At 63.3% G+C, this 25,766-nt stretch carries 22 protein-coding genes and 2 pseudogenes; 7 read left to right on the top strand and 17 right to left on the bottom strand.

The genetic code is table 11. The features are described 5' to 3' along the window. Window positions 1-26: 26 nt before the first annotated feature. From fabF to KFB96_RS19445, 7 genes and pseudogenes are all read right to left on the bottom strand, one after another. Window positions 27-1,256 (bottom strand): beta-ketoacyl-ACP synthase II, encoded by a 1,230-nt coding sequence (fabF, locus tag KFB96_RS19475; RefSeq protein ID WP_300970532.1) that lies wholly within the window; start codon window positions 1,254-1,256, stop codon window positions 27-29. Beyond that, on the bottom strand, window positions 1,253-1,498 hold the full coding sequence (locus tag KFB96_RS19470) for a phosphopantetheine-binding protein (RefSeq protein WP_213460598.1): 246 nt from the start codon (window positions 1,496-1,498) through the stop codon (window positions 1,253-1,255). Before KFB96_RS19470 ends, fabF begins: the two co-directional genes overlap by 4 nt. Before the next feature lie 802 nt (window positions 1,499-2,300). Continuing rightward, entirely contained in the window at window positions 2,301-3,350 is a 1,050-nt protein-coding gene (locus tag KFB96_RS19465; RefSeq protein ID WP_213460596.1) for a hypothetical protein, read from the bottom strand. Between the two features lie 422 nt (window positions 3,351-3,772). After that, a pseudogene (locus tag KFB96_RS19460) lies at window positions 3,773-3,880 on the bottom strand (transposase); the annotation flags it as partial. A 150-nt stretch (window positions 3,881-4,030) separates the two neighbouring features. Next, complete coding sequence (locus KFB96_RS19455) at window positions 4,031-4,639, bottom strand: SIS domain-containing protein (RefSeq protein WP_213460595.1); 609 nt, start codon at window positions 4,637-4,639, stop codon at window positions 4,031-4,033. Between the two features lie 6 nt (window positions 4,640-4,645). Beyond that, a complete protein-coding gene (locus KFB96_RS27010) occupies window positions 4,646-4,828 on the bottom strand; it encodes a hypothetical protein (RefSeq protein ID WP_300970531.1) in 183 nt (60 codons plus the stop codon). A 128-nt stretch (window positions 4,829-4,956) separates the two neighbouring features. Then, window positions 4,957-6,141, bottom strand: a complete 1,185-nt coding sequence (locus tag KFB96_RS19445; protein WP_213460593.1) for an ISAs1 family transposase — start codon at window positions 6,139-6,141, stop codon at window positions 4,957-4,959. 590 nt (window positions 6,142-6,731) lie between these two features. Between KFB96_RS19445 and KFB96_RS19440 the strand changes: the two genes are divergently transcribed. Together KFB96_RS19440 and KFB96_RS19435 are read left to right on the top strand one after the other, a co-directional pair. Continuing rightward, window positions 6,732-7,148 carry a DUF423 domain-containing protein gene (locus KFB96_RS19440; protein WP_213460592.1) on the top strand — a complete coding sequence of 139 codons (417 nt, stop codon included), beginning with the start codon at window positions 6,732-6,734 and terminating at the stop codon, window positions 7,146-7,148. Between the two features lie 10 nt (window positions 7,149-7,158). Beyond that, complete coding sequence (locus KFB96_RS19435; RefSeq protein WP_213460591.1) at window positions 7,159-7,890, top strand: 16S rRNA (uracil(1498)-N(3))-methyltransferase; 732 nt, start codon at window positions 7,159-7,161, stop codon at window positions 7,888-7,890. 876 nt (window positions 7,891-8,766) lie between these two features. Here KFB96_RS19435 and KFB96_RS19430 read toward each other — a convergent pair. The 7 genes from KFB96_RS19430 to KFB96_RS19400 form a co-directional block, all read right to left on the bottom strand. After that, the gene (locus KFB96_RS19430) at window positions 8,767-8,991 is read right to left on the bottom strand and encodes a DUF4351 domain-containing protein (protein ID WP_300970530.1); all 225 of its coding nucleotides are present in this window, start codon (window positions 8,989-8,991) and stop codon (window positions 8,767-8,769) included. Between the two features lie 523 nt (window positions 8,992-9,514). After that, a complete protein-coding gene (locus tag KFB96_RS19425; RefSeq protein ID WP_213460589.1) occupies window positions 9,515-11,149 on the bottom strand; it encodes a DUF262 domain-containing protein in 1,635 nt (544 codons plus the stop codon). 13 nt (window positions 11,150-11,162) lie between these two features. Continuing rightward, window positions 11,163-11,648 carry a hypothetical protein gene (locus tag KFB96_RS19420; RefSeq protein WP_213460588.1) on the bottom strand — a complete coding sequence of 162 codons (486 nt, stop codon included), beginning with the start codon at window positions 11,646-11,648 and terminating at the stop codon, window positions 11,163-11,165. 55 nt (window positions 11,649-11,703) lie between these two features. Further along, entirely contained in the window at window positions 11,704-12,156 is a 453-nt protein-coding gene (locus KFB96_RS19415; RefSeq protein WP_213501438.1) for a hypothetical protein, read from the bottom strand. Beyond that, entirely contained in the window at window positions 12,153-13,427 is a 1,275-nt protein-coding gene (locus tag KFB96_RS19410; RefSeq protein ID WP_213501436.1) for a hypothetical protein, read from the bottom strand. The genes KFB96_RS19415 and KFB96_RS19410 overlap by 4 nt, the downstream gene beginning before the upstream one ends. Window positions 13,428-13,588: 161 nt before the next feature. Next, complete coding sequence (locus tag KFB96_RS19405) at window positions 13,589-14,083, bottom strand: hypothetical protein (protein ID WP_213460585.1); 495 nt, start codon at window positions 14,081-14,083, stop codon at window positions 13,589-13,591. Continuing rightward, window positions 14,080-15,312 carry an AAA family ATPase gene (locus KFB96_RS19400; RefSeq protein WP_213460583.1) on the bottom strand — a complete coding sequence of 411 codons (1,233 nt, stop codon included), beginning with the start codon at window positions 15,310-15,312 and terminating at the stop codon, window positions 14,080-14,082. Before KFB96_RS19400 ends, KFB96_RS19405 begins: the two co-directional genes overlap by 4 nt. A gap of 888 nt (window positions 15,313-16,200) precedes the next feature. On the opposite strand from KFB96_RS19400, the gene KFB96_RS19395 reads away from it, so the two are divergent. Further along, on the top strand, window positions 16,201-17,193 hold the full coding sequence (locus KFB96_RS19395; RefSeq protein ID WP_213501503.1) for an IS110 family transposase: 993 nt from the start codon (window positions 16,201-16,203) through the stop codon (window positions 17,191-17,193). 856 nt (window positions 17,194-18,049) lie between these two features. Here KFB96_RS19395 and KFB96_RS19390 read toward each other — a convergent pair. Then, window positions 18,050-18,379: a DUF4351 domain-containing protein gene (locus tag KFB96_RS19390; RefSeq protein WP_213460581.1), complete on the bottom strand. Its 330-nt coding sequence runs from the start codon at window positions 18,377-18,379 to the stop codon at window positions 18,050-18,052. 580 nt (window positions 18,380-18,959) lie between these two features. On the opposite strand from KFB96_RS19390, the pseudogene KFB96_RS19385 reads away from it, so the two are divergent. Both KFB96_RS19385 and KFB96_RS19380 read left to right on the top strand, forming a co-directional pair. Continuing rightward, window positions 18,960-19,228, top strand: a pseudogene (locus tag KFB96_RS19385) (type II toxin-antitoxin system Phd/YefM family antitoxin). A 4-nt stretch (window positions 19,229-19,232) separates the two neighbouring features. Further along, window positions 19,233-19,559: a type II toxin-antitoxin system RelE/ParE family toxin gene (locus tag KFB96_RS19380; RefSeq protein ID WP_213460579.1), complete on the top strand. Its 327-nt coding sequence runs from the start codon at window positions 19,233-19,235 to the stop codon at window positions 19,557-19,559. Window positions 19,560-20,496: 937 nt separating this feature from the next. On the opposite strand, the gene KFB96_RS19375 is transcribed toward KFB96_RS19380, so the two are convergent. Both KFB96_RS19375 and KFB96_RS19370 read right to left on the bottom strand, forming a co-directional pair. Further along, entirely contained in the window at window positions 20,497-22,785 is a 2,289-nt protein-coding gene (locus tag KFB96_RS19375) for an Hpt domain-containing protein (RefSeq protein ID WP_213501501.1), read from the bottom strand. An 81-nt stretch (window positions 22,786-22,866) separates the two neighbouring features. Further along, window positions 22,867-23,334 carry a response regulator gene (locus KFB96_RS19370; RefSeq protein ID WP_213460575.1) on the bottom strand — a complete coding sequence of 156 codons (468 nt, stop codon included), beginning with the start codon at window positions 23,332-23,334 and terminating at the stop codon, window positions 22,867-22,869. Between the two features lie 39 nt (window positions 23,335-23,373). Between KFB96_RS19370 and gshB the strand changes: the two genes are divergently transcribed. Then, window positions 23,374-24,330, top strand: coding sequence for a glutathione synthase (gene gshB, locus KFB96_RS19365; RefSeq protein WP_213460573.1), 957 nt, complete (start codon window positions 23,374-23,376; stop codon window positions 24,328-24,330). Window positions 24,331-24,454: 124 nt separating this feature from the next. Next, window positions 24,455-25,504 (top strand): FAD:protein FMN transferase, encoded by a 1,050-nt coding sequence (locus tag KFB96_RS19360; protein WP_300970525.1) that lies wholly within the window; start codon window positions 24,455-24,457, stop codon window positions 25,502-25,504. The last annotated feature ends 262 nt before the right edge of the window (window positions 25,505-25,766 follow it).

Here is a 25,766-nt window from a genome sequence, read left to right as displayed (position 1 = left end):
AGAACGACCGCTATCGTATCTGCAGGTTACCGGTGTTTGCGAGCGACGAGGATTGCATTATTACCCCCGAACCCGAACGAGTTGGAGATCGCGACTTCGATCTCTGCCGATCTCGATCGGTTGGGGACGTAATCCAGGTTGCAGTCCGGGTCAGGCGTCTCGAGATTGATGGTAGGAAGGATAATTTGTTCGCGAATCGTCATGCAGGTCGCTGCGAACTCTATTGCACCGGCAGCGCCGATACTATGCCCGATCATCGACTTCGTGGACGAGATCGGAATCTTCTCCGCATGCTCGCCGAAGATTGCCTTGATCGCATTGGTTTCAGAGACGTCGTTGGCTGCAGTTGCTGTCCCATGCGCATTGATGTAATCGACGTCGGCCGGGACGACCCCTGCATCGCTCATCGCCAACCGAATCGCGTTCGCTTCCCCTTCCATGGAGGGCCGAGTGACATGATAGGCATCGTTCGTGACGCCGTATCCGGTGATTTCCGCGTATATCGAAGCGCCCCGCCCGATGGCTTGCTCGCGTTCCTCCAAGACCAGAACCGCTGCGCCCTCTGCCATCACGAAGCCCGTGCGATCAAGACTAAAGGGACGCGACGCACCTGCCGGATCTTCGTTTCTCTTCGCCATCACACGCAATGCGTCCCAGACCGTATAGAAACCGGGGTTAATTGCAGCCTCGACCCCGCCGACCAACATCGTATCGGCGTATCCGTGCGCAATGATTCGCAGTCCTTCGCCGACCGCATTGGCACCCGACGCACAGGCGGTCGATATCGTCAGGGACGGGCCTCGCAAACGGTTGCGAAGGCCGATGTGTCCCGCAGCGGCGTTCGGCATCGCCATAGGTACGGTGAGCGGATTCACGAATCGGCGCCCCTTCGTACGCATCGCTTCGTACTGGAGATCAGTGGTTGCGGCCCCTCCCATCCCCGTGCCCATCACGACACCGGTCCGCTCCGAAGACGGACTAAGGCAGCTGTCCGCGAGAGCCTCGTCGGCCGCAGCCATGGCGAATAGGGAGAATCGGTCGTAGCGGCGAACTTCGGACGAATCCACGACACTTGATGGATCGAAATCCAAGCATTCTCCCACGACTTGCGAACGATATGGCTCAGGATCGAACCCTTGAATCAATCGAGTGGCTGAGCTCCCTGCCAACGCTTGCGACCAAAAAACAGTGCGACCGACCCCGAATGGGGTAATCATGCCGATGCCCGTGACGACAACCCTACGGTGACTTCTCATGAGCGCTTGGCAACCTGCTCCCGGACCATGTTGGCCAATTTCTCGAAATTGAGATCCCGACCTCCCCCGACATCCGGCAAGCCGATATCGAACTGTGTTTCGATCGCGAAAAGTGTTTCGATGAAGTCGAGCGAGTCGCCGCCCCAGTCCTCGAGAGACGAGTCTTTCTGGATTAAATCCTTGTCGACCTTGAGACTTTTTGAAATGATATCTCGCAGTGTTTCTTCAATGTCATCGAACATACGGAATACTCCGATCATTTATTAAATGTTGAGCCTCGGCGAAACGGCTTGCCATCCTCTTTACGTCGCGATGCTACGGCCTCGAGAAAAACGCGACCCTATTAGCACGCGACTAGCCGATACCGAGCAGCCCGCCGAGCCCGAAGACAGACGCCCTAGATTGGCGCCATCAGTGGATGACATTCAAGCATATTCTTGAGGCCGAACGGCGCGAAAATGCACAAATCGCCGCATAGGCCATGTGGACTTCGAGCTTGGAATGTGGAGATACGTGGCCTAGCTTTGTGGTTAAGTATCGCGCGGTTTCGAAAATAAAACCATACCTGGAAGTGCTCTCGTCGCCTTCGGCGCGGCCCGAGCCAACGGCCGTGAACACAACCATCGAGGCGTTAAGCTGCGTAGGGCGATTGCTCGCGGGGCGATAGCGTTCGAGCAGCACGGCTAAGGCGATTTCCGCAAACTTCCATACCCGTAGGTTGTGCTGACGATAGGAAGCACAACTTGCGCCGACGGTTGGTTGTGCCTCGCACGGCTCGGCACAACCTACGTCCTTGGCATGAAGGTTTCCGGAATTCGCCTAAGTCCTAACCGCCACAACATGACGGATGGTGCTGGATCATTCTCGCCCACGAGCCAGGCCGAGTGCGGCCGCCTGAATCCTGATACGGCTGATACCGGCTCCGGTCTCGGCGACCGGAGAGGTTCGGTGCGGGCCGGTCCGCATAGACGATCTGTGCGCTCGTCCGCAAGGCTTCCCGCACCCACCCCACCGCCGCAAGCTCAGGGAGCACTCGTTACGAGATTAACGACTCAGTCCGGTTGCGCGTCTCAACAGAGCGGAAGCTTCATCGAGGTTGGCTTGGGTATCCGGCTTGAGGCCGCAACCCAGCACGAAACGAATCCCGTCCGACACAGAGAATTGTCCGCTTCCGTCGAGGTCGCATTCCCAGGTCGCCGTGCCGCTTCTGCAGCCGAGCACAAACATCCTGATGTCGGCAACGCCGAATCTTTCGTCTTCGTTAAGATCGCACTGGTCCGGAGCCGGCGGCACGAACTGGAGGGGGATCGCAAACGTCGTCGTCATAACCTGCCCTCGCGCGGAAATGCATTCATTGCGTAGGTGGGGCAACATGCTGCAATTAAATGACATATTTGTCACCGTCAAACTCATATCGCCGGCCGGGAGCCCATTGCCAGCCAGCAACGCATCAACATTGCTATCCGCGATACTGTCACCGTCGGTATCGAGCCAGAGACCTTCCGTGCTCGGCGTACCGTAGGTGATGCCTCTGATGTCGGTCGCTTGGCAGCAATCGATCGCGGCCGACCTGCCCGCGATCTCGATATTCGGATTGAAGTCGACTACGTCCGGGCTTCCGAACGTAACTGGAAACGCGAAGCCTTCGATGATCCCGGTCGAGCTGGAGAAGGCCGTTCCAAACGTGAAGTCGGTGCCGTATTGACCGAGATACGGGATGCTTGCACTCGTGCCTTCAGCCGGGATTGCAGATTCATCAAACGAGATGCTTTCGAAATTGAACTCGGTCCGCCAAAAGGGATCTATGTCATCGACCGCGATAGTTCGATAGCCGGGGTTCACCACATCCAGAATCAACAAGGACAGCGTACGCCCCGAAATTGTATGGAAGACATCATCGCTTGGATTGGGTTGCAACACATCCTTCAGTCCGGTGTCATCGGTATCCTCGAATGCAGCATCACCGCTAGTTGTCCATAATACCGCTGCGATGACCTCATTGGGTCCAAGAGATTCGACCGCAGATGCCGAACCTAACGCAGCGCCCAGCATCAAGACGCCTATAGACGCCTGCGCCATGTATGATTTCGTCATTGGAGATATCCTCTGATTTCAAAAAAACCCAGCCGACCAGTTCCTGGTGGTGACGGGCTTGGGGTTGAGCGGGAACGCCGGCGGCCCTTCTCTGCAAGCTTCAGGCATCGGGTTCGTGCATCCTTTCGATCCTCGACAGAGTCGGCCATCCATACGCCGAGGCTTCGGTGTTCGCGCAGGTAAATCATTTTTAACGCGAGCGAGGCGAGGTTTTGCCCGGCCGCGTTCCACGAAGCCGTCAGCCAGTGACAATCGACTTCTGCCGTGATTAAGGATAGCGCCTTTTCTGCGCGAAAGGGCGAGACTCTCGTCATGGTTTTCCAACGCGGCGCGGGGCCCCGGGGCCGGCTTGCGCCGAAACCAACCCATGGTCAGCGCGTCGTCGACGAGATCGGCCGTCATGCGCGGCTTCAGTGCTCGACCAGACCCATCTCCTTGGCCACCGCGCTTACGCTCTTGCCGTCCTTGACCCGCTTGACCGCCTGTTCCTTGAACTCGGCGGTGTACTCTTGCTTCGGAATCTTCTGCATCATCGTCTCCAGTGTGACTGACAGTCTACGTCACCCTTGGAAGACTAAATTTCGGGGGAACCTCAAATCCGCTTGTCCATTACCTTACTGACTGTCGCGAACGACAGACACGACCCACAGCCATCTCACGATTGAGCGCAGCTCGGATGCTCAACACGCCAGCGCCTCGACGGCCTCGCATAGGAAATGCCCGAGAACCAGATGAAGCTCCTGAATCCTAGGCGTCTCGCGCGATGGAACCGAGAGCAGGAGATCCGCGGGCGCGACAAGATCGGCATGTCGTGCGCCGGTGAGGAGTACGCTGACCACCCGACGCTCGGCGGCGGTTTCGAGAACCCGGACGATATTGGGTGAGCGACCGCTGGTGGAGAGCGCCCAGAGCACGTCGCCGGGCCGGGCCAAGGCTGCGAGCGGGCGCGAGAAGATCTCGGCGAAGGAGAAATCGTTGGCCACCGCGGTCAAGGCGCTGGTGTCGAAGCCCAGCGCGACGGCCGGGATGGGGCGGCGTGTCTTGTTGAGGAAGGGACCGATCAGCTCGCCGCTGAGGTGGGTGGCCTCGCCGGCGCTGCCGCCGTTGCCGCAGATGAAGAGTGTGCCGCCGTTGCGGATGGATTCGGCGGTGCGCACCGCGGCGTCGACCGTGGCGGCAAGCAGCGCGGCGTCGCCCCGGACGGCCTCGACGAGGGCTGCGGTCGCGCCGAGCCGGTCGGCGAGCATGGCAGCAAGGTCATGATGTGAAAGCGTGTTGGTGTCGTTCATGTGTACTCAGTCGACCGCATCGGCGGTGGACACCGGTATTTCGATGAAGAGCACCGACACATTAAGACGAATGACGATGTCTCGGGATACGGAACAGCAATCCCTTTCAAGGCGCTGGGGCGCTTCCGGCCGCTCGAATGTCTCGACGATCACACGTGCGCGTGTGCGATCGTCCGGTGCGGTGGTCAATGCCTCCTATAGGGCAACGCTGGAGGTCACAGGCCTAATGTGCCACCACGCGCGAACGCGAACAAGGGCGGTGTCGGACTGAAGTCCGACCCACACTCGGGAACGGCTACGGCGCCAGGGCAATCGCATCAACCGCGGCTAATATTAGTATGACCTAATTGAGCGCTCTGCCCGGCAGTCCGTGGCCGCTCGAAGAGGAGCTTTTCCAAGTATCGCTCGTCCCAGCCCGCCTTGAGACGTTTGTTCCGGATGCCGAGCTTGGTGCTGTCGTTCTTCAGCCGCGACAGGGCGATATGGCGCAACACCGCGAGGTTCTCGCGGGCCTGCGTCTCGCGCACGCGGCAGTCGTCCTCGCGCATGGCCACATCGAGGCTCCAATGCAGATCGTTCTCCACACCCCAGTGAGCACGGACGGCGCGCGCGAAGTCCCCGACACCGGTGCCGATGGTGCCGATGAAAAAGCGCGTTTCCCGCGAGATCTTCCCGGCGCTCTCGCGCGTGGACTCGACCATACCGATCATGTTCATGCCCTTCCACAACGCGCTGCGCGGTACGCCGGACAGCTCGCCGAGGGTGCGATAGCGGCGCGTTTCCACCCGGCCGTGGCCGCGCTCGACGGTTTCGAGCGCTTCACTCTCGACCCCGGCATAGTCCTTGGCGTCGGCCTCGATGAAGGCATCCTCCACCTCTGCGGCCAGCACGCCCTGGTTGCCTTTCAGAGCCGGCACATCGTCCCCACCTTGGTCGACGATCTGCTCGGCGATCTTCGTCTGACATCCCATTGCATCGATGGTGACGATGGCGCCCCTGAGCATCAGCAGCGCGAGCAACTGAGGAATGGCGGTGATCTCGTTGGATTTGGCGTCGGTGGCGACCTGCCCGAGCACCACCCGGTTGGCGGTCGCCCACGCACTGACCAGATGCAATGCCGCCAGACCCTTCGCCCGGTTGTGCGAACGGCGCAGTGTCTTACCGTCCACGGCAATGATTTCCCCCGGGATGACCGTCCGGATCGAGGCGACCCAGGCGCGGAAACACGTCTCGAACGCCTCGGGCGCCAGCAGCGCGAACACCCGCCCGAAGGTATCGTGCGCCGGAATGCCGTTGGGCAGCTCCAGGAATTGCCGAAACCACGCTTCCTTCGAGCGGCCGAACTGGGCGATGGCCACCCAACCGTCGGCGCCGCCGAGCGTCGCCGCGATCGCGATGATCACCATGTCGAGGAGGTTGTGCCGGCGTCGCAGCGCGTCGCGCGGGTCTTCCAGCACGCTGAAGTGGCCCAAGAGAGAAGAATCGGTTTCCGGTGTCGCCATCGTCGCAGCCTCATACGCGAGAAAAATCTGCGTATTGTGGCGGAGACATGATTCCATGTCTAAAAGTATATCTTAATTATCTGATGCGATTGCCCTGGCTACGCCGGACACAAAAAAACCGGACGCCTTGCGGCGTCCGGTCAATGGCGAGCCGACTCGGGGCACAAGGCCCGGTTGGCTTCGTTATTTGAACTGTTTGTCTTGTCAACTGAATCGACATGGGCGCGCTTGACGCAGGTCCAGGTCTTAGTCTCTTTGTCATGGACCGCGTTGACGAAGCATGTCCAGTTCTCCTCGTCGATCAATCTGTAATCCATCCGGTGTCGGTCGGACCCGAGACCCGGATGCGGCACCGGCCCGATTCAGTCGGTCGATATCCGGAATCCCATCGCGCTTTCCGTGCCCTTCACATCCACGATCGGGGTAGTATTCTTTGCGTCGGCTCGGCCGATCGATAAGCTGAGCTGAGGGTAGAGACTGCCCCCCTCGCGGTCAAAACAGAATTTTGGCCTGCTTTCATAAATTTGTCTTATCAGGTGATTGCGATGCCCCCTGGATCGGCAGCGAAACGCATGGACAGCGAAAAGCAGATGAATCGACCACGCATTTGGTTGACGACCGGCGCGGTCTGCGGGTTCGTTACGGTCGCCTTGGGTGCCTTCGGGGCACACGGTCTGCGTGACCTCGTGAGCCCGGAGCGACTGGCGAATTGGGCCACCGCGACGGACTATTTGGGCCTGCACGCGCTTGCGATCCTGGCCTGCGGGCTGTGGCTGCTGCAGCGGCCCGATGATGGGCTCGTCCACCGGGCCGCCGGGGCCTTTCTGGTCGGCATCCTGCTGTTCAGCGGCAGCCTTTTTGTGCTCGTGCTGACGGATCAGCGTGCGATCGGGATGATCACCCCGATCGGCGGCGTGCTCCTCCTTGCAGGTTGGGCGCTGCTCGTCGTCGGTGCTTGGCGAGCTCGGGGACGTGATGACGCGGACTCCCGGCCCGGAGCGGATTGACGTCGCGTCGATGCGAATCCCGCGCGTCTATGTCGACCTGCCTTTGGAGCCCGGCGCGGCCCTGGAGCTGCCGTCGGCTCAAGCCCGTCACCTCACCCAAGTCCTGCGTCTGCCGCCCGATGCGCCCTTGGTGTTGTTCAACGGCGACGGGGCCGACTATCCGGCGCAGATCACCCGAGCCGAGCGCGGCGCGACGCGCGTGCGCGTCGGCACGCCCGGCGCGCCGGAGCCGATCGCGCCGCTGGACATCCACCTCGCGCTCGGCGTCTCCAAAGGCGAGCGGATGGACTACGCCCTGCAGAAGTCCGTCGAGCTCGGCGTGGGCCGCATCACGCCGCTGTTCACCGAGCGCAGCCAAGTTCAGCTGAGCGGCCCGAGACTCGAGCGGCGTCTGGATCATTGGCGCGGCATCCTCATCGGGGCCTGCGAGCAGTCGGGGCGGCGACGCCTGCCGCAACTCGCTACTGCGACAACCTTTTCGGATTGGCTGAGCACGCACGCGGGCGGCGGACTGCTGCTCGACCCCGAGGCGGATCGGCCCTTGACCGCCTTGCCTGCGCCGGGCGCGAGGATCACCCTGCTGATCGGCCCGGAAGGCGGGCTGAGTCCGCGCGAACGCGCGAGTGCTCGGGCTCGGGGTTTCGAGGGGGTGCGCCTGGGGCCGCGGATCCTGCGGACCGAAACAGCCCCGCTCGCCGCCATCGCCGTCATCCAGGCGCTCTGGGGGGATCTCGGTGACTAGAGCGGGCGCGACTGTTAAGGCGATTTCCGCAAACTTCCATACCCGTAGGTTGTGCTGACGATAGGAAGCACAACTTGCGCCGAAGCTTGGTTGTGCCTCGCACGGCTCGGCACAACCTACGCCCTTGGCATGAAGGTTTCCGGAATTCGCCTAAGGCGATTCGAACTCGCTCCCACGCTCCGCGTGGGAGTGTCGCCGGGACGCTCCGCGTCCCTGCCACCATGCCGACGCGCACCTCCGGCACTGCGACCCTCGACGCTGCACGACCGCGCCACCACGCGACGCAGAGCGTCGGGTCTACACTCTCACGCGGAGCGTGGGAGCGAGTTAGTGAACGCGTAGGATGGGTAGAGCGTCGGCGAAACCCATCCTCCAAACCACCGCGCTGCCGGGTTTCTGTCCGATACCCTTGGCGCGGGCTGGATGGTCATCCCGGCCGTGCGTGTTGCCAATGCTTACCGGGCGACTAAAGTCGCCCCTACATGTTGGTCGATGCTTTCCCGGAAATCACCTTAAACCGCGCCGACTCCAGCGTTCGTCAAAACCGCCGGGGCCGATCCCATCCAAAAACATCGCATACCGCACAGGGCGCGGTTTAGGTAAACAAGTAGTCGATGCCTGATGCCGCAGCGATGGCGATATGAAGGGCGTCCTCCTCGCGGTTCCTCGGCACAGCGCCAATCGCGATCAAGTCCTTGGCCAAGAGGTTCGCTTGATCGAAAGTGAGCATCTCGCTCTGGACGCGGTTTAGGAGTGGAGGTTGACGACGCGCTCGACATTGCCGAGCACATCGAGTGCTGAGAGAAACGTGGGCGCTCAGTCACGGCTGGGCGCCGCTCGGGAAATCGGCGCGAGACCCTGCACCGGAGTCGATCCTCAAATCGGCTCCTCAAGGACCTCTTCCAGGGTCGTGCCGTCCAGGACGCGATCGGCCCAGACCTCGAGATCGGCCTCGCCCGCCTGCTCGAGGCGTGCCTCGGCCCAGGCCGGCAGGGGTCCGAAGCGCCGCACCAACTGCCGGCGCAGCAGCTTGGTTTCGCCCTCGGAGATACCCTGCTGCTTCCACTCCTCGGTCCAGCTCTTCACCCGTTCGGCCAACATGGCGCGCATCTCCTGAAGAGTGTTGACGTTCGGTAGCTCGGCGCCGGGAACTCGCGCCGGCAGCAGCACGCGCTTGAGCCAGACGACGAAGGCACGGCGCAGACTGTCCTGCTCGGGTGCGGCGAGCCAAGAACAGGAGCTTGTAGGAAGGATCGTGTTCGGCCATCCGGGAGAGCGGGATAATTCGTTTGTTTTGAGGACAATACCCCAAACCGACCCGCATGACAGCGTGCGCGCAAGGCAGATGCCTCGAGAGCGTCGGCAAGCCGCCGCTCAGGACAGACCGCTGCCGGACAGGTCAATCCTGAAAGCGGAAAGTCGTTCGCGCTGCAACGAGGGACAAGTCACAACCCAGAACCGCCGGTCGCGCACGCCACGCGAGCGTCCGCTGTGGAGAGGTCAGCAGACGGCCGTCTCGGTTCGTCTGGCCCTAAGGGAAAAAGGAAAGACCCGACCCCGATTCCACGCGAGTATTCGCTCGTCCCAACCGCGGTCGGCGGTGTGTCTGGCTGGTCCGTGCGCTTCAACCGGCGTCCGCCCACTTAAACCCCACATCCATGACGAACTGCCGCTCTTCGGCCTCGATTGCTTCGCGGCGAGCGGTCAGCAAGTCTGCTATCGTCCCCTGCCTCTCGCATTCGACCCCAATCTTGGCGAGTAGCTTATCCTCGGCCGGCTGAGAGATTCCCGCCGCTCGATTTTTGAGCGCCGTTCGATAACTGTTAACAGAGCCCGCAGTCAAGATCACCCGATTCCACCAATCAGATCGTCTGCCGCTCGGCTGTAGCACGCCGATAGCCTCGGCGCCGACGGCTAATGCTTCATGCGCAGTTCCAAACGGATTGCCGCCGTCCTCGTGCCGAGCCATAGCCAAGGCCACTGCCTTTGAGCGCGCCGCCCGAAAATCGAATTTCAGGACCGGGCGCACCCTTGTAGTGAAATCGCGCTCCATCGCCTGCCACGAATCGCCCTTAATCATGTCCCGAAGGGCCTTGAGGCTGCGGTCGTAGATGGCCGAGTTGACACCGGCAAAGACTTCGCCATACGTCGTCAGCCAGAGCCAGCGGCGGATCGCCTCGCGGGCTTTCGTGTCCGATCGGCCTTCGCCGTCGGAGCCCAGACATACGGCCAGAGTGATGAGCTGCCAGGAATAGGGCAAGACCTCGGGGCCGGTCATCCCACAGAGATCCTCGACCAACTCAGCGGCAGCCGCCATCGCCTGGAAGGCCCGCGGGATCAGTCCGTCGTGTTCCGCAAGCTGTTGTGCTAGCTTATCGACATCCATCTTAGCCGGATGCTGTTGGGCAAGGGCGGCGCACACCCTGAGCAGGTCCATATCGGGGATGTCTTGCCAGCCGATCGGCTCAAGCAACTCGCTGCGATGCTGCTCGAAGAGTTCCTGAGGATCGAATCCGGCCCGATAGGCGAGGGCGGCGACCATGTTGAAATCGGTCATCGGGACGCCACTGGAGTTGATGCGCTTGAAGCTCTCAGTTGCGTCCTCCAGGGAGTCGACCGCCAGCACCGCAACCGGGATGTTGTACTCGCGCAGCCGGTCCCGAAGGGCATCGACCTCCGTGACCTGCGGCTCTGTAAGATTCTTCCCTTGCTCCCGCACCCAGCGGTTGAGCGCGGTCCTGTTGAGGGCATGGCTCAAGGGGAGCTGGGTTGGAGTTGGGCTCTGGCCGGGCTTCAGCAAAACGAATCTGTCGCGGCTCTTGGTTGGCGTGTCGCTCTTGGTTAGATTGAGCTCGAAGACCCACAGCTCCGTCTGGTTGGCCATGTCGGTGTCGTCCGCTACCGACACCATATTGGCAAGCTGAAGGTCCTGGACAAGCCCAGGTCCGAGAATTTGGATCAAGGTCGAGAGGCGCTGATGGCCGTCCAGCAGCAATCGTTGTCCGTCCCGGGACGATGCCTTGCGAATCCTGAATCCGCCGACGACGTCTTTGGTGTTGATCTGAATAGTGGTGGACCAAAGCAGGATGGTCCCGATTGGAAAGCCACGGTAGAGGCTGTCCAGCAAATCCCCACGCTGAGGTGGCTCCCACTCGGTACCTGGTCGTTGGAATCGCGGTATCAGGATCTCGCCCCGCAGCACCTCCGCAACAATTTGATGGAGGGGTGAGATATAGGGCTGTCGCTCATAGAAGGGCATGGTCGGTCTCCGGTCACATGGCGGATGCGATCCGCTCGGCTAGACGGGTCATCTCGGGCCAGGCGCCGTCTTCTTCAAACCATTGGTCTGGCCATTCGCCGCTCGCGGTCATGAACGCCTTCTTCAAGAAGGCCGCGTTTCCAAGCTCTGGTAATGGATCGAAGTGGCGCAGATCGCCCTTTGCTGCGTGCGCATCGATGTTCTCCGCCATTCGCTCCCGAGCGTTCGGATCGGTGATTCGCTCTTCGACGATTGCCCGCAATGCCGGTATCGGTAGGTAGTGCTCTTGTTTGCATCGTTCCAGACGGTACCAGCGTCCCGCTAAATCCGCCGCGTCACAGGTCCGGCCAAGTTCCCCGGAGTCAGGGCCAGGCGTATCGGGACGATTTCCATCGTGGTCGCAAATGATAAAATGAACCAACCGCCAGATCTCCGCCGGCATTCCGAACGCGAAACGGGCACGTTCATCGTCGCAGTGGAACTTAATCAGAGCCGACATGACTGACAGTCCCCCACTAGGATGTTCAATCCCCCGGTCTTTCCCATCAAAACCTTCATGCCGTTTTCATGTCGAGCTTCGGCGCCTTGAACGCCTGTCGTCGCCGGGCCAGCATGGAGTCGCCGAGATGCGCTTTGACCCAGTGCTCGACATCCAGGGTACGCACCGAGGTCATCGCCTCGTGAATGAGCGGGCCCGTCAGATCGGTGAGGAAGGCGGGAATCGCCAACACCAGCCGGCCGATCTCCTTGAGGGGGCCGCGTGCGGTGAAGGTTTTGTATTTCCCGAACACCGATTCGATGATGTCGGAGGACGCCAGCCAGGTTGCGCCGGGCGGGATCTTGGCGGCTTGTACCTCGACCTGTTCCAAGACCCGGTCGGTAAAGCGGGCGGCTCGCGGAGCGAGCGCGGTGCGCGGAGCGAGTGTGGATTGAAGCGATGCGCAGACGCCGGCGTGCAGTCCCTCGGACTTGAGAACGCTCTGGATGGCCTTGGACTGTTCCATCATCTGCGCATAGATCGCCAGATCTTCGCGATAGGCACTCGCCCAAGCGAAGCCCTCCAGGAAGCGGGCGCGGCCGGTGTCGGCGAGATCCCAAAAGGCGTCGTCCAGATCCGTGAGCTGCAGGTCGGACGCCGCCTGAATGGCCTCGCAGAAGGCTGCCTTGTCGGGATGCCGATGGCCCAGCAGCACGTGCAGGGGACGCACGCGGGCGACGCCCAAACGGTCGCGCAGGTGGTCCCGGCGGCGACCGTCAGAACGCAGGTGGGCCGAACGGCACTGAAATCTCCCCGCTCCTGGTAGGCGAGCAGGTTTTGCGCCCACTCGACATGGGTGTCGACGTGCATGAAGCGCGCCTTGGTGCGCTGACGCGGCGGCAACAGAAAGGCCAGGTCGGTTTGCTGAAAGGACGCCAGGGTCCGCTTGCAGTGCGCCAGAAAGGTCTGCCAGCGCGCGTCGGGCTGCAATTCGGCCTTGAGCAGGGTGGCGATGCGGTGCGAAATATCATAGGTTTCCACACAGTCTGTCGTCTGTTCCCGGCGAAACAGCGTGATCCCCTTGTGCAGGTCGCTGCCGTGATCGGCGACGATCTGCACCGGCACACCGGTGCGCTCGGCGACCTCGCGCAGCACCGTGGCGACCCACTCCCCGGTGCTGTGCGTCGTCACCTTCACGGCGAGCACCTGCATGGCCCGGTGCGACGGGCTGTAGCCGGTCTCGAGCAGCCGGGCGGCGGGGATGCCCAGAATCACGAGACACTTCGATGTGCCCAGTTCAAGCGTATGATCGGCGATGTAAATCCAGTCCTCGCGCCGCTGCGGAGGCTGCAGGAGGATCGCCAATCCGCAGCGATAAACCCAGTTGAGGACCGTCGTATGCGCCGGCAGGCTCACCGGCATCCAGGGCGCGAGCAGACTCAGTACGCGGGGCACCCCGCGGCTGCCGAGTCCGGCACCCAGAAACATCTGCAGCGTCAGTTGAATGACCAGGAGCGAATGCCGGTGACCGGGCGGGGGCAAGCGCAGCTGCTGCCGAGCCGCAGCGTCAGGCTCCTGCGCCGCGCCGACCGGTGTCGCCTCCGACGCCGCAGGCGGGCCACCGCCTTGCGCCGCCAGCGCCCGGTTTTTCCAATAGGCACGGCTCGCTTCCAGATCCCGGATCTTGACCCGAGCCGCGCGCAGGCGCTGTTGCTTGTCCAGGGCTTTGGCCCGCCACGCATCGCGCGATGCCCGGAACAGTCGGGCCAATCGGGCCACGGGGGTTTTGAAGGTGTCCATCGGTCGGCGTCGGCTCGGATTCGGCTGGGGGATCCCGGTGCCGCGAAGTGTGCCTGGAGGCGACAGGGCTGTCGATGGCGGCCGGCGGCAGGACAGCCGGCGCATCACCGCCCGCACCCCGCGACACGAGACCGGCATGAGCTATTTCGTGCCTTATCGGGTCAGATTGAACTCCCTAGTCCCCCACCATGCTCGTAGCGCAGTTCGCCACGACGCTCCCATTCCGAGAAACGGGCACGCCACAAAGGCGGGAGTATTCGGCGAAGAAAGGCGGCATCGTGTATCTGGTGCTCGATCAGGACATGCAGCGGCAGCGACAGGGCACGTACCGCGTCCTCCAGTGACAGTCTGCAGCCCACATGCTCCGGGCCGGGGTCCCGGTCACAGACCAGCACCCGCTTGGCACCCCGGGTCAAGGTGGTAACCGAGACGATGCTGAGCCGTTCTCGGATCAATTTGAGTTCCGAGCGTAGGCCGTCCGGCCAAGCCGCGGCCCATGTATCGAAGCTGGGCGCAGTACGCGCACTCCAAGGCGCGGCGGGGCTCGTCGAGACGATCAAAGTATGGCGGCGTCTGGCGGCGTTGCGCAGGAGTGCCAGTCGATCCAAGTCCCGGTGCGAACCCGCGAAGAGTGCGTCGTCCATCCAGACGATCACGCCCCCTCCTGCGGCTTCCAGCGCAGGTCCAGGATACGGTGGGCGAGTTCCTGCTCTTTCTCGAACAGATCAGGGCGCCAATCGGTCAGGGTCGCGTCGGCGTCGATCCCGATGGTTGTGACGGTAGAGGCCCCGTCTGGTCCCTGGTCGACCCAGTGCAGCCCGATTTCCTCGGGAGTCAAACGCCCCTCCAGCACGGCTAGCTGCATGGCCCGCAGCAAATAGACGGAATGGGTCTCCAAGACCACGGGAATGCCGGCACGGATGGTCTGCGCCAGGCGATCGAACAGTGCCACCTGCACCGTCGGATGCAGGTGCGCCTCCGGCTCCTCGACTGCGAGCATGGTTGGCGCCCCGGGGGCGCGGGTCTCCGCCCACAGGGCGCATAGTAAGATCGGCAGCAGGGCGCGAATCCCCTCGCCAGCCAGATACAGCGGTAGTGCTTCCCGGCCGAAGGCCCGGTGAACGATCTGATGCCGGCCAGAGGGGCCGCTGCGCAGGCTAAGTTCGTCGCCGAGACCCTCGTGCTCGGCGAGCCAGTTGGATGCCTTTGCGAGTACGGCCGCTCCCGCCTCGGTCCGCAGGAGTTCGGGCAGGTCCGCACCGTCTGGGCGGCAGCAGCGGACCGCTCTGGTCTCGCTGCCACCCGTCAGACGATTTGCATCGAGCCACTGCAACCGATCAAGTGGTGCGAGGGCAGCGCGGACCGCATCCGCGATGCCTTTGGCATCGTCCGGCAAGCCCTCGGGAATCAAGCTTTCGAAGTGGAGAGAGCCGCTCCAATCCTGGCCTCGATAGCTGCCCTCGTAATTCCCCCGCATGCCGTTACCAACCCGGTCGACGATATCGGCCAAGTCAACCTTGAATTTGTCACCGTCGGGTCCCGGGATAAGGTAAATCCGGTTGACCGCGAGTCCGTTATTGTCCGTAAACTGAATCTTGAGCGTGGGATCTGCCGGCCGCCCCGGCGCTACGAGCGTCAGCCAGGGCGACAGGTTCGGTTCGCGCCCCAAGTGGCCAAGTTCTTTGAAGGTCGCCCCGCGTACCGCCGGGCTCCGCAGATCTAGTGGGCCGGCGCCGGGCGCAAGTGAGTCCGCCAGCAGCGCGAGGAGCCGCACCAGGGTGCTCTTGCCCGCCTGATTGAAGCCGTACAAGAGGGTCAGCGGCCGGATGTCGATGCTTGTCTCGTCACGAAACGATCGGTAAGCCTGAAGCTTGAGGGTGAACAACGGGTCAGCGATTGGGGCCATGGCAGCGGAAAAATGGGGCATAGACGCAGGTTTGGGGCGAGGGTTTTTCATTCTACAACAATGGATCGGACACTCGGCCGAGTTTGATTGCCAATGCGGCGGACTGGTCTATCGCTTGTAATCTCGGCAGATGAACCGCTTTAGCGTTGGCGAGGAGCATCCCAACGTTACACAAACTCAGCGATGGGTGCCGAAGGGTGGCCGCTCTTGGGTGGAGTCCGGGGTCTCCCGTCGCACATTCGGAAACGGCCGATCGGCCTCTAGCTCGCTCCCACGCTCTGCGTGGGAGTGTCTTGTGGACGCTCCGCGTCCGACGCCCGGTGGGTGCGTGGGCGTCTCGATCGGATGCGGTTTCCCGGCCCGCGGGGTTCGACGCGGAGCGTCGAGGCTACACTCCCACGCGGAGCGTGGGAGCGAGTTAGAAGCGGACTCTGCCTACGGGCTCGGACGCTTGCGTTTTGCGCGGGCGTCCTCGCTGCCGAAGCTCTCGACGTTGCCCGGTCATTGCTACGATCTCTGCTTAAGCGATTTCCGGGAATGATCATCCCGGCCGTGCGTGTTGCCAATGCTTACCGGGCGACTAAAGTCGCCCCTTGTATGTTCTGTTCTGAAGGGATTGACAAGGAAAGCGATAAACGGACTTTATGAAGAGTGCCCGGGAAGCCGTTCGCCCCTGAAGCCTGGATGTCGTGTTCCGCTGTTCAGAGCTTGCATGTAGATGGGCTCCCCGCCCTCTTCGCCCATACCGAAGAGTATCCGAGGCCGTGGACATGTCCGGGAGCCTGCATACACAAGGTCGGTAGGCGAGGGTACAGGGTCGGGGAACCGGGAATCATAATATCGCGTTGCATCCTGAAGAGACAGACGATGAATACAGCCGGAATCGATGTGGCCCACAAGACCCTGGCGCTGGCCGTCAGCACCGAGGAGAAGCTCGGCAAGGTCCGCGAGTTTGCCAACACACCAAGCGGTCATGCCGCGCTGATTAAGGCCTTGCAAGGTGCGCGGGTGGAGCGGGTGTGCCTGGAGGCGACCGGCAGCTATCACCTGGACCTGGCGCTGGCCATCGATGCGGCCGGGTTGGCGCTCATGGTGCTCAACCCCAAGGCCGCCAAGCGCTTTGCCGAGGCATTGCAGACGCGCAACAAGAGCGATGCGGTCGATGCCGGGGTGCTGGCGCAGTTTGCCCGGCGCATGCCGTTCGAGCCATGGCGGCGCCCGGCGACCGAGGCACTGGAGCTGCGCGCCTGCGCCCGGCGCCTGGAGGCGTTGGTGGTCGATCGCACGCGGGCGAAGAATCAACTCCACGCGCTGCTGCAAAGCACGACCACGCCGGCCGTGGTGCTGGATGACGTGCGCCTGAGCATCCACCAGTACACCGCCCAGATTGATGCCCTGCGTGACTGGGCCGATGCGCGCATCAGCGCCGACGAGGAGCTTGCGCAGGTCTACCGGCTGCTCACCGGCATCCCCGGCATCGCCGCCGCCAGCGCCATCCAGCTCATGGGTGAGCTGCTGGTGCTGCCCGAGGACATGCGTGCCAAGCAATGGGTCGCCCTGGCCGGACTGGATCCGCGCCAGAGCACCTCGGGCACCAGCGTGAACAAACCCCCGCGCCTGAGTAAGGCCGGCAACGCCCACCTGCGCAAGGCGCTGTTCATGCCCGCGCTGAGCGCCGCGCGCCATGAACCGCACGTCAACAGCTACTACACGCATCTCATCGAAGCGCGCGGCCTGAAGAAGATTCAGGCCATCTGCGCGGTCATGCGCAAATTGCTGCATGCCATCTATGCCATGCTCAAGCACCGCCAAGCGTTCGACGGCAGCCGCTTCTGCTTGCTTCGCGAGGCCGCGGCATGAGCACCTCGGCGATGTCCGCCACGGCACCCTCCTCGGTTGGCCCGACAGCACGCGCGTGGCCGTCCAAGAGCCGCCGACAAGACGAGCGCGTTCAACCACCACGGCGCAGGGCATTCATTGATCAAAAACCAGCAGCAGTCGCGTCGCAGACGCTCGCAGCCAGCAGCGGCTTCAGTGCGGCGCAGTGTGGGCAACGGGTGAATGAGTGTGGTCAAGGTGGGGGCAACCCGCCGGGAGCGGGTTGTCCCCGGCTTGTCCACACGCCCGCTTGCGGCATTCACGTGTTGTCCACACGGAGTCCGCCCGCGCCCCACCCGCAGCCAAGCCCCATCCATCATCGAAGGTGGGTCCGATGGGGTTGGCAGCTGCTCAACGACCATCCCGCCGAAACAACGATGAGGATAGAAAAAAATGATGGATAGGAGGCAAATCGGACTTGCGTCAGAACAGAGTATCTACATGTTGGTCGATGCTTTCCCGGAAATCACTTTAAACCGAGCCGACTCCAGCGTTCGTCAAAACCGCCGGGGCCGATCCCATCCAAAAACATCGCATACCGCACCGGGCGCGGTTTAGGTAAACAAGTAGTCGATGCCTGATGCCGCAGCGATGGCGATATGAAGGGCGTCCTCCTCGCTGTTCCTCGGCACAGCGCCAATCGCGATCAAGTCCTTGGCCAAGAGGTTCGCTTGATCGAAAGTGAGCATCTCGCTCTGGACGCGGTTTAGGAGTGGAGGTTGACGACGCTCTCGACACTGCCGAGCACAACGAGCGCTGGGGGAAACGTGGGCGCTCAGTCACGGCTGAGCGCCGCTCGGGAATTCGGCGCGAGACCCTGCCCCCGGCAGTCGATCCCTTAGATCGGCTCCTCGAGGACCTCTTCCAGGGTCGTGCCGTCCAGGACGCGATCGGCCCAGACCTCGAGATCGGCCTCGCCCGCCTGCTCGAGGCGTGCCTCGGCCCAGGTCGGCAGTGCTCCAAAGCGCCGGATCAACTGCCGGCGCAGCAGCCTTGCCTCTCCCCGGGACAATCCTTCCTTGAGACCTTGCTGAATCCCTTGCTCCAGTCCCTGTTGTTTCCACTCCTCGGTCCAGGTCTTCACCCGTTCGGCCAACATGGCGCGCATCTCCTGAAGATTGTTGACGTTCGGTAGCTCGGCGCCCGGCACTCGCGCCGGCAGCAGCACGCGCTTGAGCCAGACGACGAAGGCACGGCGCAGACTGTCCTGCTCGGGTGCGGCGAGCCAAGAACAGGAGCTTGTAGGAAGGATCGTGTTCGGCCATCCGGGAGAGCGGGATAATTCGTTTGTTTTGAGGACAATACCCCAAACCGACCCGCATGACAGCGTGCGCGCAAGGCAGATGCCTCGAGAGCGTCGGCAAGCCGCCGCTCAGGACAGACCGCTGCCGGACAGGTCAATCCTGAAAGCGGGAAGTCGTTCGCGCTGCAACGAGCGATAAGTCGCGACCCAGAGCTGACACTGGTGCGTCGCCGGACGGGGTCCGCAGTCGAGCGGGCAGCGGACACCCGTCGTGGCATTGAATGACAGATACTGTTCCTGGAGCTCGCCCTGCCCCCGGGAACTCGCCGGCATCACGCACCAAGTGCGAGGTCAAGGATCCGGCATACGGTTCCCGAGGCAAACGAGATCACGTCGCTGCCCTTCCGAATTTCCCCCTTGGGACCCCTCGGGATTGTCAGCTACGTTGGCAGACCACTTAACAGGTGCTACTGTCCGCGCCATGCAAGCCCAGAGATAGGCGTCCATAAGCGTGAGATTCTCCGAAGACGTGGTCCCGTTGACTGACCTGAAGATCAACCCCGGTCGCGTGGTCAAACACGCTGTCGAGGCCCATAGGCCCGTGCTTCTCACCAGCAGGGGACGGGGGTCGCCGTCATCCAGTCCGTGTCCGACTACGAGCAGGCTGCGGAGGAGCGCGCCTTCATGCGCGCGGTGGTCGCGGGATTGGCCGATCTGGACGCCGGCCGAGAGGTCTCCCTCTCCGAGGCCAAGGCTAGATTCGGCTTGGCCTAGGGGCATGAGCGTCGTCGGGGTTAGCTTCGCTGAGTCCGCGCTCAGCGACTTGGCAGGCATCCTGGCATGGTACGCCGACGAGGGGTTACCTGCGGTCGGCGAGCGACTCGTCGCCGCGATCTTCGAACGCGTGGAGGTGCTCGCCGACCACCCGGACATCGGGCGGGTCGTTCCTGAGTTCGAACAACCTTTTCTGCGCGAGCTGATCCATCCGCCTTTCCGGATTGTCTATCGCCGGGACCCCTTGCGTGTGCGCATTGTGCGTGTCTGGCGCAGCGAACGGGTGTTGCGGCTGCCGGCATCGGCCAAGGCACAGGATCCCGCAGATTGAGCATCGCATGCTCCCGCCCCGCCCGATCCCCATTATGCTTCAATCGGAAATGGGGCCTCGATCATCCCTTCGCCCACAGCGGCCACCGAATGCGTCGTCAGGCCATCCTGGCCTGACGGAATCAGGGCTCGGCTCGGTGGCCGGTCTGGGTCGCTATGTGAAGCTTCACATAGGGGTCGAGAACGGACCCTTCCGCCGCCGCCTCTCGCCCGGTGCCGCAGTGCGGAAAGATCGGCGGAAGTCAGGTGAGCGAACCTTAAACCGCGCCCTGTGCGGTATGCGATGTTTTTCGATGGGATCGGCCCCGGCAGTTTTGACGACCGCTGGAGTCGGCGCGGTTTAAGATATTAAAATTATATTATTTTAAACCGCGTCCCCCGCTAAGGGTCGTGGATGCACCAAACTTCGAACTCACTCGAAAGTGAGCATCTCGCTCTGGACGCGGTTTAGATGACATGAGTTAAAGACCCCATAACACGAAACAAGATGTGCCTCTGGGGTGTTCTTGACTTAGGCGATTTCCGGGAATGAGCATCCCGGCCGTACATGCCTCCAATGGTTACCGGGCGACTAAAGTCGCCCCTACATGTTGGTCGATGCATTCCCGGAAATCACCTTAAACAGTAATGCGTTAGTTTCAGGATGTCGACAACTGCCCTGTCTGGGTTCGGGACCTTCACTTCACATCCTCAGGATGCTCGGAGCCGGTGAGTTTTGGCTCCTGGTTACGGTAACGATCTCGGCCCATGTCGATCCTCGGCCCGCGGTTTCGACCCTCACTGCCTCTGCAGCGCCTCCCCAGCCATCCCAGATAGGCGTGATAATCCTGCTCGCCAAAGAAACAGGCTCCGCGGTTGTGCCCGCGCTGCACGAGTTGCAACGGCACACCATCAAGATGGGCTCGGGGCGTCTGGACATGGGGAAAACTTAGCAGGAACTAAACCTGACCCCTTTTCCCGACCAAGGCGTCCAAGACGGCCTCGAGGAGTTTGGCTTGTCGCGCCCGCGGCTCGTCCGACGCCTGTCGATCGGCATGCAATCCGCGCCTGATACTCTCCAGATCATCGAGGATCTCGCCCACGCGACCGCAAAACTCGCGCTGCCCGAATGCCTCGCCCATGTCGTCCACACCTTCGCCGAGCGGCCCCCCGCTCGGGTGCGGATCGCTCTCGAAACGATCGACAAGGTCGCGTAGACGCGCCATCCCAAGGTCGAGGGCGTCCAAGCCGGAGACCAGTTGCGCATGGGTGATGTCCAACGCGGAGCAACAGCGTGCGATCTCGGCAATCTGCTGCTCCAGCAAGGGTGCCGGCGCCGACGGGGTGAGTGCAGGATCGGCCACCGGCCCATCCGAAGGCTCAGTCGCCGGGTCGAGGAACGCGGAGAACGCCAGGTCAAGCTCCTCGCCGAGGGTCTGCTCCGAGAGCTCGATCGGGTCGCCTGAATCCGTGTCGTGTGACGCGTCGAGATCGGACAACATCCATTCGCCGGGTGCCTCCGGTGCGGCCTCGAAGGTATCGAGCAGATCCTCGATGGGGATCTGCGGGGCATCGCCGGAAGCCGCGAAACCATCCAAGGGGACCAATGCGGACAAGCCGTCGACATCGATGTCCGGGTCCGTCGCCGCCTCGGCGATCCGCCCGGCCCGTGCGACCAGCGCCTTGACGTCGGAGGGACGATCCGCGGTCCTGCCGTGCACCAGCATGGGAAGCCGCTCCAACACCTCGGCGATGAAGCTCGTTGCGGCCGGATCGCGCGTCGGCTGCGCCGTGATCCGAACCAGGAGCCCCTCGACCGCTTCGGCGACCTCCGCAACCCATCGTGCGCCGACGAGCAGACCGCTGCCCTTGATGACGGAGAAATTGCGTTTGAGTCCGGTCACGGCCGAGGTGTCCCGCGGGTCGAGCGACCAGCGGGCCAGCCGCTCCCGCGCGGAGGCCATCTCCTCGTCGATCTCCTCGAGAAAGATCTCCATGAGCTCCGGAGCGATCCGCTCCTCCGCGGGGGGCGGGGCGAGCGGGAGACTCGGCACCTGCGCGGGCGCGCTGTGCGGCACTCCGGGCGGCATGGTCGGCGCAGAGGTCTGTGCGAGCGCGGTCAATGCCTGCTCGGCGCACCCCGTCGGGGCCGGTACCGCACGCCCTGCGGCCAAGCCGGCGGCGATCTCTCGTCCCAAACAGGCCAGCGCCTCGGCCAACGTCTCGCGACCGACATCGACCGAGGGCACATCGCGGACAGTATCGTCACGACGGACCCGGTCTCCGCAGGCTGCCGCGAGATCGGCAGCTTCGGCCAGCCCGAGCAGGCGCAGGACGCCTGCACTGCGGGCGAGCATTGTCCCGGCCGCATCCGAGCGCATCGACAGGTCTTCGATGCCCCGTCCGAACAACAGCTCGGTCACCCCGAGAAGCTCCCCATCCAGCTCGCGCAAGGCGGCGAGTGTCGGCTCCGGATCCCCCCCGGGACCGAGCGAAGGGGCTTCGGCGACGGCACCTTCATCCACCCACGCCTGCAGGATCGACTCCAAGGCGAGCAGGTCGGCCGCCAGGGCCTCCAGACGTGCCGACTGCTCGGACGCGTCGGCCGACACCAGCGTCCTCGCCTGATCGGAGATCGCGGCCAGACGTGACGCAAGCCGACCGGCATCGGTCGGATCCAGCACACCGACGACCTCGTGGAGCGCCGCGTAGGCGGCATCGAGCGCCGCCGGATCGACGAAGGCGCCGCGGTCGATCAGCTCGAGCAGCTCCTCGAGGGCGACGAGCTCGGCAAGTCTGCCGTCGGTGCGATCGACGTCATCCTCGCGGGAGGCTGCAGGTCGCTCGCGACGCGGGGTCTGCGCCCCCCGGATCGCCTCGGAGGAGCGGTAGACGGCGGCCAGATCGACCACCCGGCGGTCTCCCGGCTCCAAGACCCCCAGCAGATCCAACAGCCGATCGATCAGCGCTCGAGCCTCGTCCTCCGACCACAGGGGCGGATGCTGCGCGAGTGGCTTCAAGACCCGATCGAGCTGCCCCATCAAGGAGCGCATACCCGCATCGCAGCTCAATCGCCCGTCACGCAGCGCCGCCGCGAAGATCTCCGTCAGACCGAAGAGGTCGGCGAGGATCCCGCCGCCCAGACCGGCATTCACCTGTCGAAACAAGGTCTCGAGGCGCGGCAGTCCGCGCGGATCCGACGCGTCTCGATACCAGGCGACCAGGCCGCGATGAAACTTCGGACGCACCCGCCGCATCACCTCGGCGAGTGTCTGCAGGTTCGTCGTCGCGCGAGGCGTCTCGGCGTCGAGCGCGACGGGGGGCGCGGATCAGTCATCGCAGAGTGCCCCGGCAACGGCATTCAACAGCTCGTCGGCGGTGAACGGCTTCGCGAGACAAGACCGCGATCCGGCCAAATGGGCCCGTACGCGGGCGTAAAGCCCGCCGCAATCCGAGAGGATGACCACCGGCAGGTCCGCAAACCCCGGGGCGCGCTTCAGCAGAGCGCAGACTTGAAAGCCGTCCAGCCGCGGCATTCGACTATCGAGGAGCAGCAGGTCGGGTTTCACCTCGAACACCATGCCCAGCGCAGCGAAGCCGTCGAGCGCAACCTCGACGCGGTAACCATGATCGCGCAGGAGCTTGGCCGCAAAGCGGCGCGCCACCGGACTGTCGTCCGCCAGCAGAATGCAGGCATCGCCTTGCGCAACGCGCGCGGGGGGCGACGCATCGGGCGAGGGATCAAGCAGCAGATCCGATGCACGCGAATCGGACGGAGCCGGCGCCCTCGTGATCATCCCTGACAAGCCCCCGGCCACTGCAGTACACTCGCTTGCATGTCTATCGATCTCGGCGTCGTGATGGATCCGATCGGATCCATCAACATCAAGAAGGACAGTACCTTCGCCATGCTGTTGGCCGCGCAGAGGCGCGGCTGGCCGCTGTGGTACATGGAGGTGGCGGATCTGTCGTTGCGCGACGGACGCACCCTGGCGCGGATGCGCCCGCTCGAGGTCACGGACGATCCCGCGGGTTGGTATCGTCTCGGGGCCGAGATCGAGCGCCCGCTCGATGCACTGGGCGCGGTGTTGATGCGCAAGGATCCGCCGTTCGACATCGAATATATCTTCACGACCTATCTCCTCGAGCAGGCCCACGCGGCCGGCTGCTTGGTCGTCAATCATCCGCGCAGTCTGCGCGACGCCAATGAAAAGGTCTTCACCGCGGCCTTTCCTCAGTGTACACCGCCGACCCTGATCACGCGCCGCTCCGGGGCGATTCGGGACTTCCATCGCGAGTACGGCGACATCATCCTCAAGCCGCTCGACGGCATGGGCGGGGCCTCGGTGTTTCGCGTGCGCGCGGACGACCCGAACCTCAGCGTCATCATCGAGGCACTGACACTGCACAGTCGACGCTTCTGCATGGCGCAGCGCTTCATCCCCGAGATCCGCGACGGCGATAAGCGCATCCTGATGGTGGACGGCGAGCCTGCGCCCTACTGTCTTGCACGCATCCCCGCGCCGGGCGAGACGCGCGGCAACCTCGCGGCGGGAGCCTCCGCGCAGGCGCGCCCCTTGACCGAGCGGGATCGCTGGATTGCCGCGCAGGTGGGCCCGGAGCTGCGCGCCCGCGAGATCCTTTTCGCCGGTCTGGACGTGATCGGGGACCACCTCACCGAGGTCAACGTCACCAGCCCGACCTGTATCCGCGAGATCGATGCCGCCTACGGCACCGACATCGCGGGTGATCTGATGGACGCGATTCAGGCCCGAGTCATGCGTCGCACCTGAGACCTTGCCCACCGGTCACCCGAGCCGCTCGGCCTCGCGAGCGTCCGCGACCGGCAACCCATTCCCGGAGGTGTCCGTGCTGTATTCATCCTCCCGCCCCGCCCGGCTTCGGCGCGTTCCCCTATTGTACGCAATCGCGCTTACCCTCTTCGGACTCGCCGCGTGCGGACAAGAAACCCCGGTCACCACCATCCGTTTCGACGCCTTCGGAGGTCAGGTCGACCTGAGCCTGGTCGGCGTCGACCGGCAACAGGCGCAACAGGCGGCGTCCCTGGTCCAGCAGGATTTCGCCTTCCTGCAGGACGCATGGCATTCCTGGCAACCCGGCCCGATGGGACGGGTCAATCAGATGCTGCTGACCGAGGAGCCGTTCGTGGCCCCCCCATCGACCATGCCGTTGGTCCGCCTGAGCAAGGACTTCGAGGAGCAAAGCGGCGGACTCTTCAATCCCGCCATCGGCTATTTGATGGATCTCTGGGGGTTCCATGCCGAGGCGGTGCGCAGCCGCCCGCCGCCGCCCGCACAGCACATCGCGCGGTTGGTCGCGGCGACACCCGGGATGAGCCAGATCGATATCGAGGGGCTTGAGCTGCACGGCCACAATCCGGCCATCAAGCTGGATTTCGACAGCATCGCCAAGAGCCATGCGATGGATCTCGCCATCGAGCACCTGCGCGAGCTCGGGATCAAAAGCGCACTGATCAAGGCCGGCGGCGAGGTCCGCGTGATCGGCGATCGCAGCGGCCAGCCCTGGCGGATCACGATTCGCCGACCCAGCGGTTCGGGCGTACTCGCCATCGTGCCGATGCGCGGCGACGAGAGCCTCGTCACCAAGGCCGACTACGACCGGAACTTCGTATTCAAGGGTGACATCTATCATGCGATCATCGATCCGCGAACCGGCTCGCCCGCGCGCGGCACCCGCTCGGTGACCGTCCTGCATCGGGATGCGACCACCGCGGCCGCGGCAGCCACCGCCATGTTCGTGGCGGGTCCGACCGAGTGGGAGGCGGTGGCGCGGGCGATGGACATCCGCTATGTCCTGCTCGTCGATGCCGAAGGCACACTGCACATGAACGAAGCGATGGCCGATCGCATCAAATTGGTCGACACAGGTGCGCCGATTGCGCCGAGGATGCAGCCAAGCGAGGCGCAGGGTGCAACTGAGCCTTGATGAGTGCGTAGGATGGGTAGAGCGTCGGCGAAACCCATCCTCCAAACCGCCGTGTTCTCGGGTTTCGGTCCGATGCCCTTGGCGCGGGCTGGATGGGTTTCGCTTCGCTCTACCCATCCGACGAATTTCGGTTGTTTGTGAACCGCTCCGAAGGACTCACCGACGTGTCGGGGCGACTTAAGGCGATTTCCGGGAATGATCATCCCGGCCGTGCGTGTTGCCAATGCTTACCGGGCGACTAAAGTCGCCCCTACATGTTGGT

It is taken from the genome of Thiocapsa sp. (assembly GCF_018399035.1).
Taxonomy (GTDB): domain Bacteria; phylum Pseudomonadota; class Gammaproteobacteria; order Chromatiales; family Chromatiaceae; genus Thiocapsa.
Note: the sequence above shows the minus strand (reverse complement) of the source record. Positions and strands in the feature narration are given on the sequence as shown.

What these genes read in the sequence shown, in the direction of transcription:
- KFB96_RS19370 (WP_213460575.1), bottom strand. Translation starts at nt 23,334, where the DNA reads ATGATCACGAGGGCGCCGGCTCCGTCCGATTCGCGTGCATCGGATCTG.
- KFB96_RS19470 (WP_213460598.1), bottom strand. Translation starts at nt 1,498, where the DNA reads ATGTTCGATGACATTGAAGAAACACTGCGAGATATCATTTCAAAAAGT.
- KFB96_RS19415 (WP_213501438.1), bottom strand. Translation starts at nt 12,156, where the DNA reads ATGATGGAACAGTCCAAGGCCATCCAGAGCGTTCTCAAGTCCGAGGGA.
- KFB96_RS19465 (WP_213460596.1), bottom strand. Translation starts at nt 3,350, where the DNA reads ATGACGAAATCATACATGGCGCAGGCGTCTATAGGCGTCTTGATGCTG.
- KFB96_RS19455 (WP_213460595.1), bottom strand. Translation starts at nt 4,639, where the DNA reads ATGAACGACACCAACACGCTTTCACATCATGACCTTGCTGCCATGCTC.
- KFB96_RS19420 (WP_213460588.1), bottom strand. Translation starts at nt 11,648, where the DNA reads ATGTCGGCTCTGATTAAGTTCCACTGCGACGATGAACGTGCCCGTTTC.
- KFB96_RS19410 (WP_213501436.1), bottom strand. Translation starts at nt 13,427, where the DNA reads ATGGACACCTTCAAAACCCCCGTGGCCCGATTGGCCCGACTGTTCCGG.
- KFB96_RS19395 (WP_213501503.1), top strand. Translation starts at nt 16,201, where the DNA reads ATGAATACAGCCGGAATCGATGTGGCCCACAAGACCCTGGCGCTGGCC.
- KFB96_RS19380 (WP_213460579.1), top strand. Translation starts at nt 19,233, where the DNA reads ATGAGCGTCGTCGGGGTTAGCTTCGCTGAGTCCGCGCTCAGCGACTTG.
- KFB96_RS19425 (WP_213460589.1), bottom strand. Translation starts at nt 11,149, where the DNA reads ATGCCCTTCTATGAGCGACAGCCCTATATCTCACCCCTCCATCAAATT.
- KFB96_RS19435 (WP_213460591.1), top strand. Translation starts at nt 7,159, where the DNA reads ATGCGAATCCCGCGCGTCTATGTCGACCTGCCTTTGGAGCCCGGCGCG.
- KFB96_RS19440 (WP_213460592.1), top strand. Translation starts at nt 6,732, where the DNA reads ATGAATCGACCACGCATTTGGTTGACGACCGGCGCGGTCTGCGGGTTC.
- gshB (WP_213460573.1), top strand. Translation starts at nt 23,374, where the DNA reads ATGTCTATCGATCTCGGCGTCGTGATGGATCCGATCGGATCCATCAAC.
- KFB96_RS19430 (WP_300970530.1), bottom strand. Translation starts at nt 8,991, where the DNA reads ATGTTGGCCGAACGGGTGAAGAGCTGGACCGAGGAGTGGAAGCAGCAG.
- fabF (WP_300970532.1), bottom strand. Translation starts at nt 1,256, where the DNA reads ATGAGAAGTCACCGTAGGGTTGTCGTCACGGGCATCGGCATGATTACC.
- KFB96_RS19445 (WP_213460593.1), bottom strand. Translation starts at nt 6,141, where the DNA reads ATGGCGACACCGGAAACCGATTCTTCTCTCTTGGGCCACTTCAGCGTG.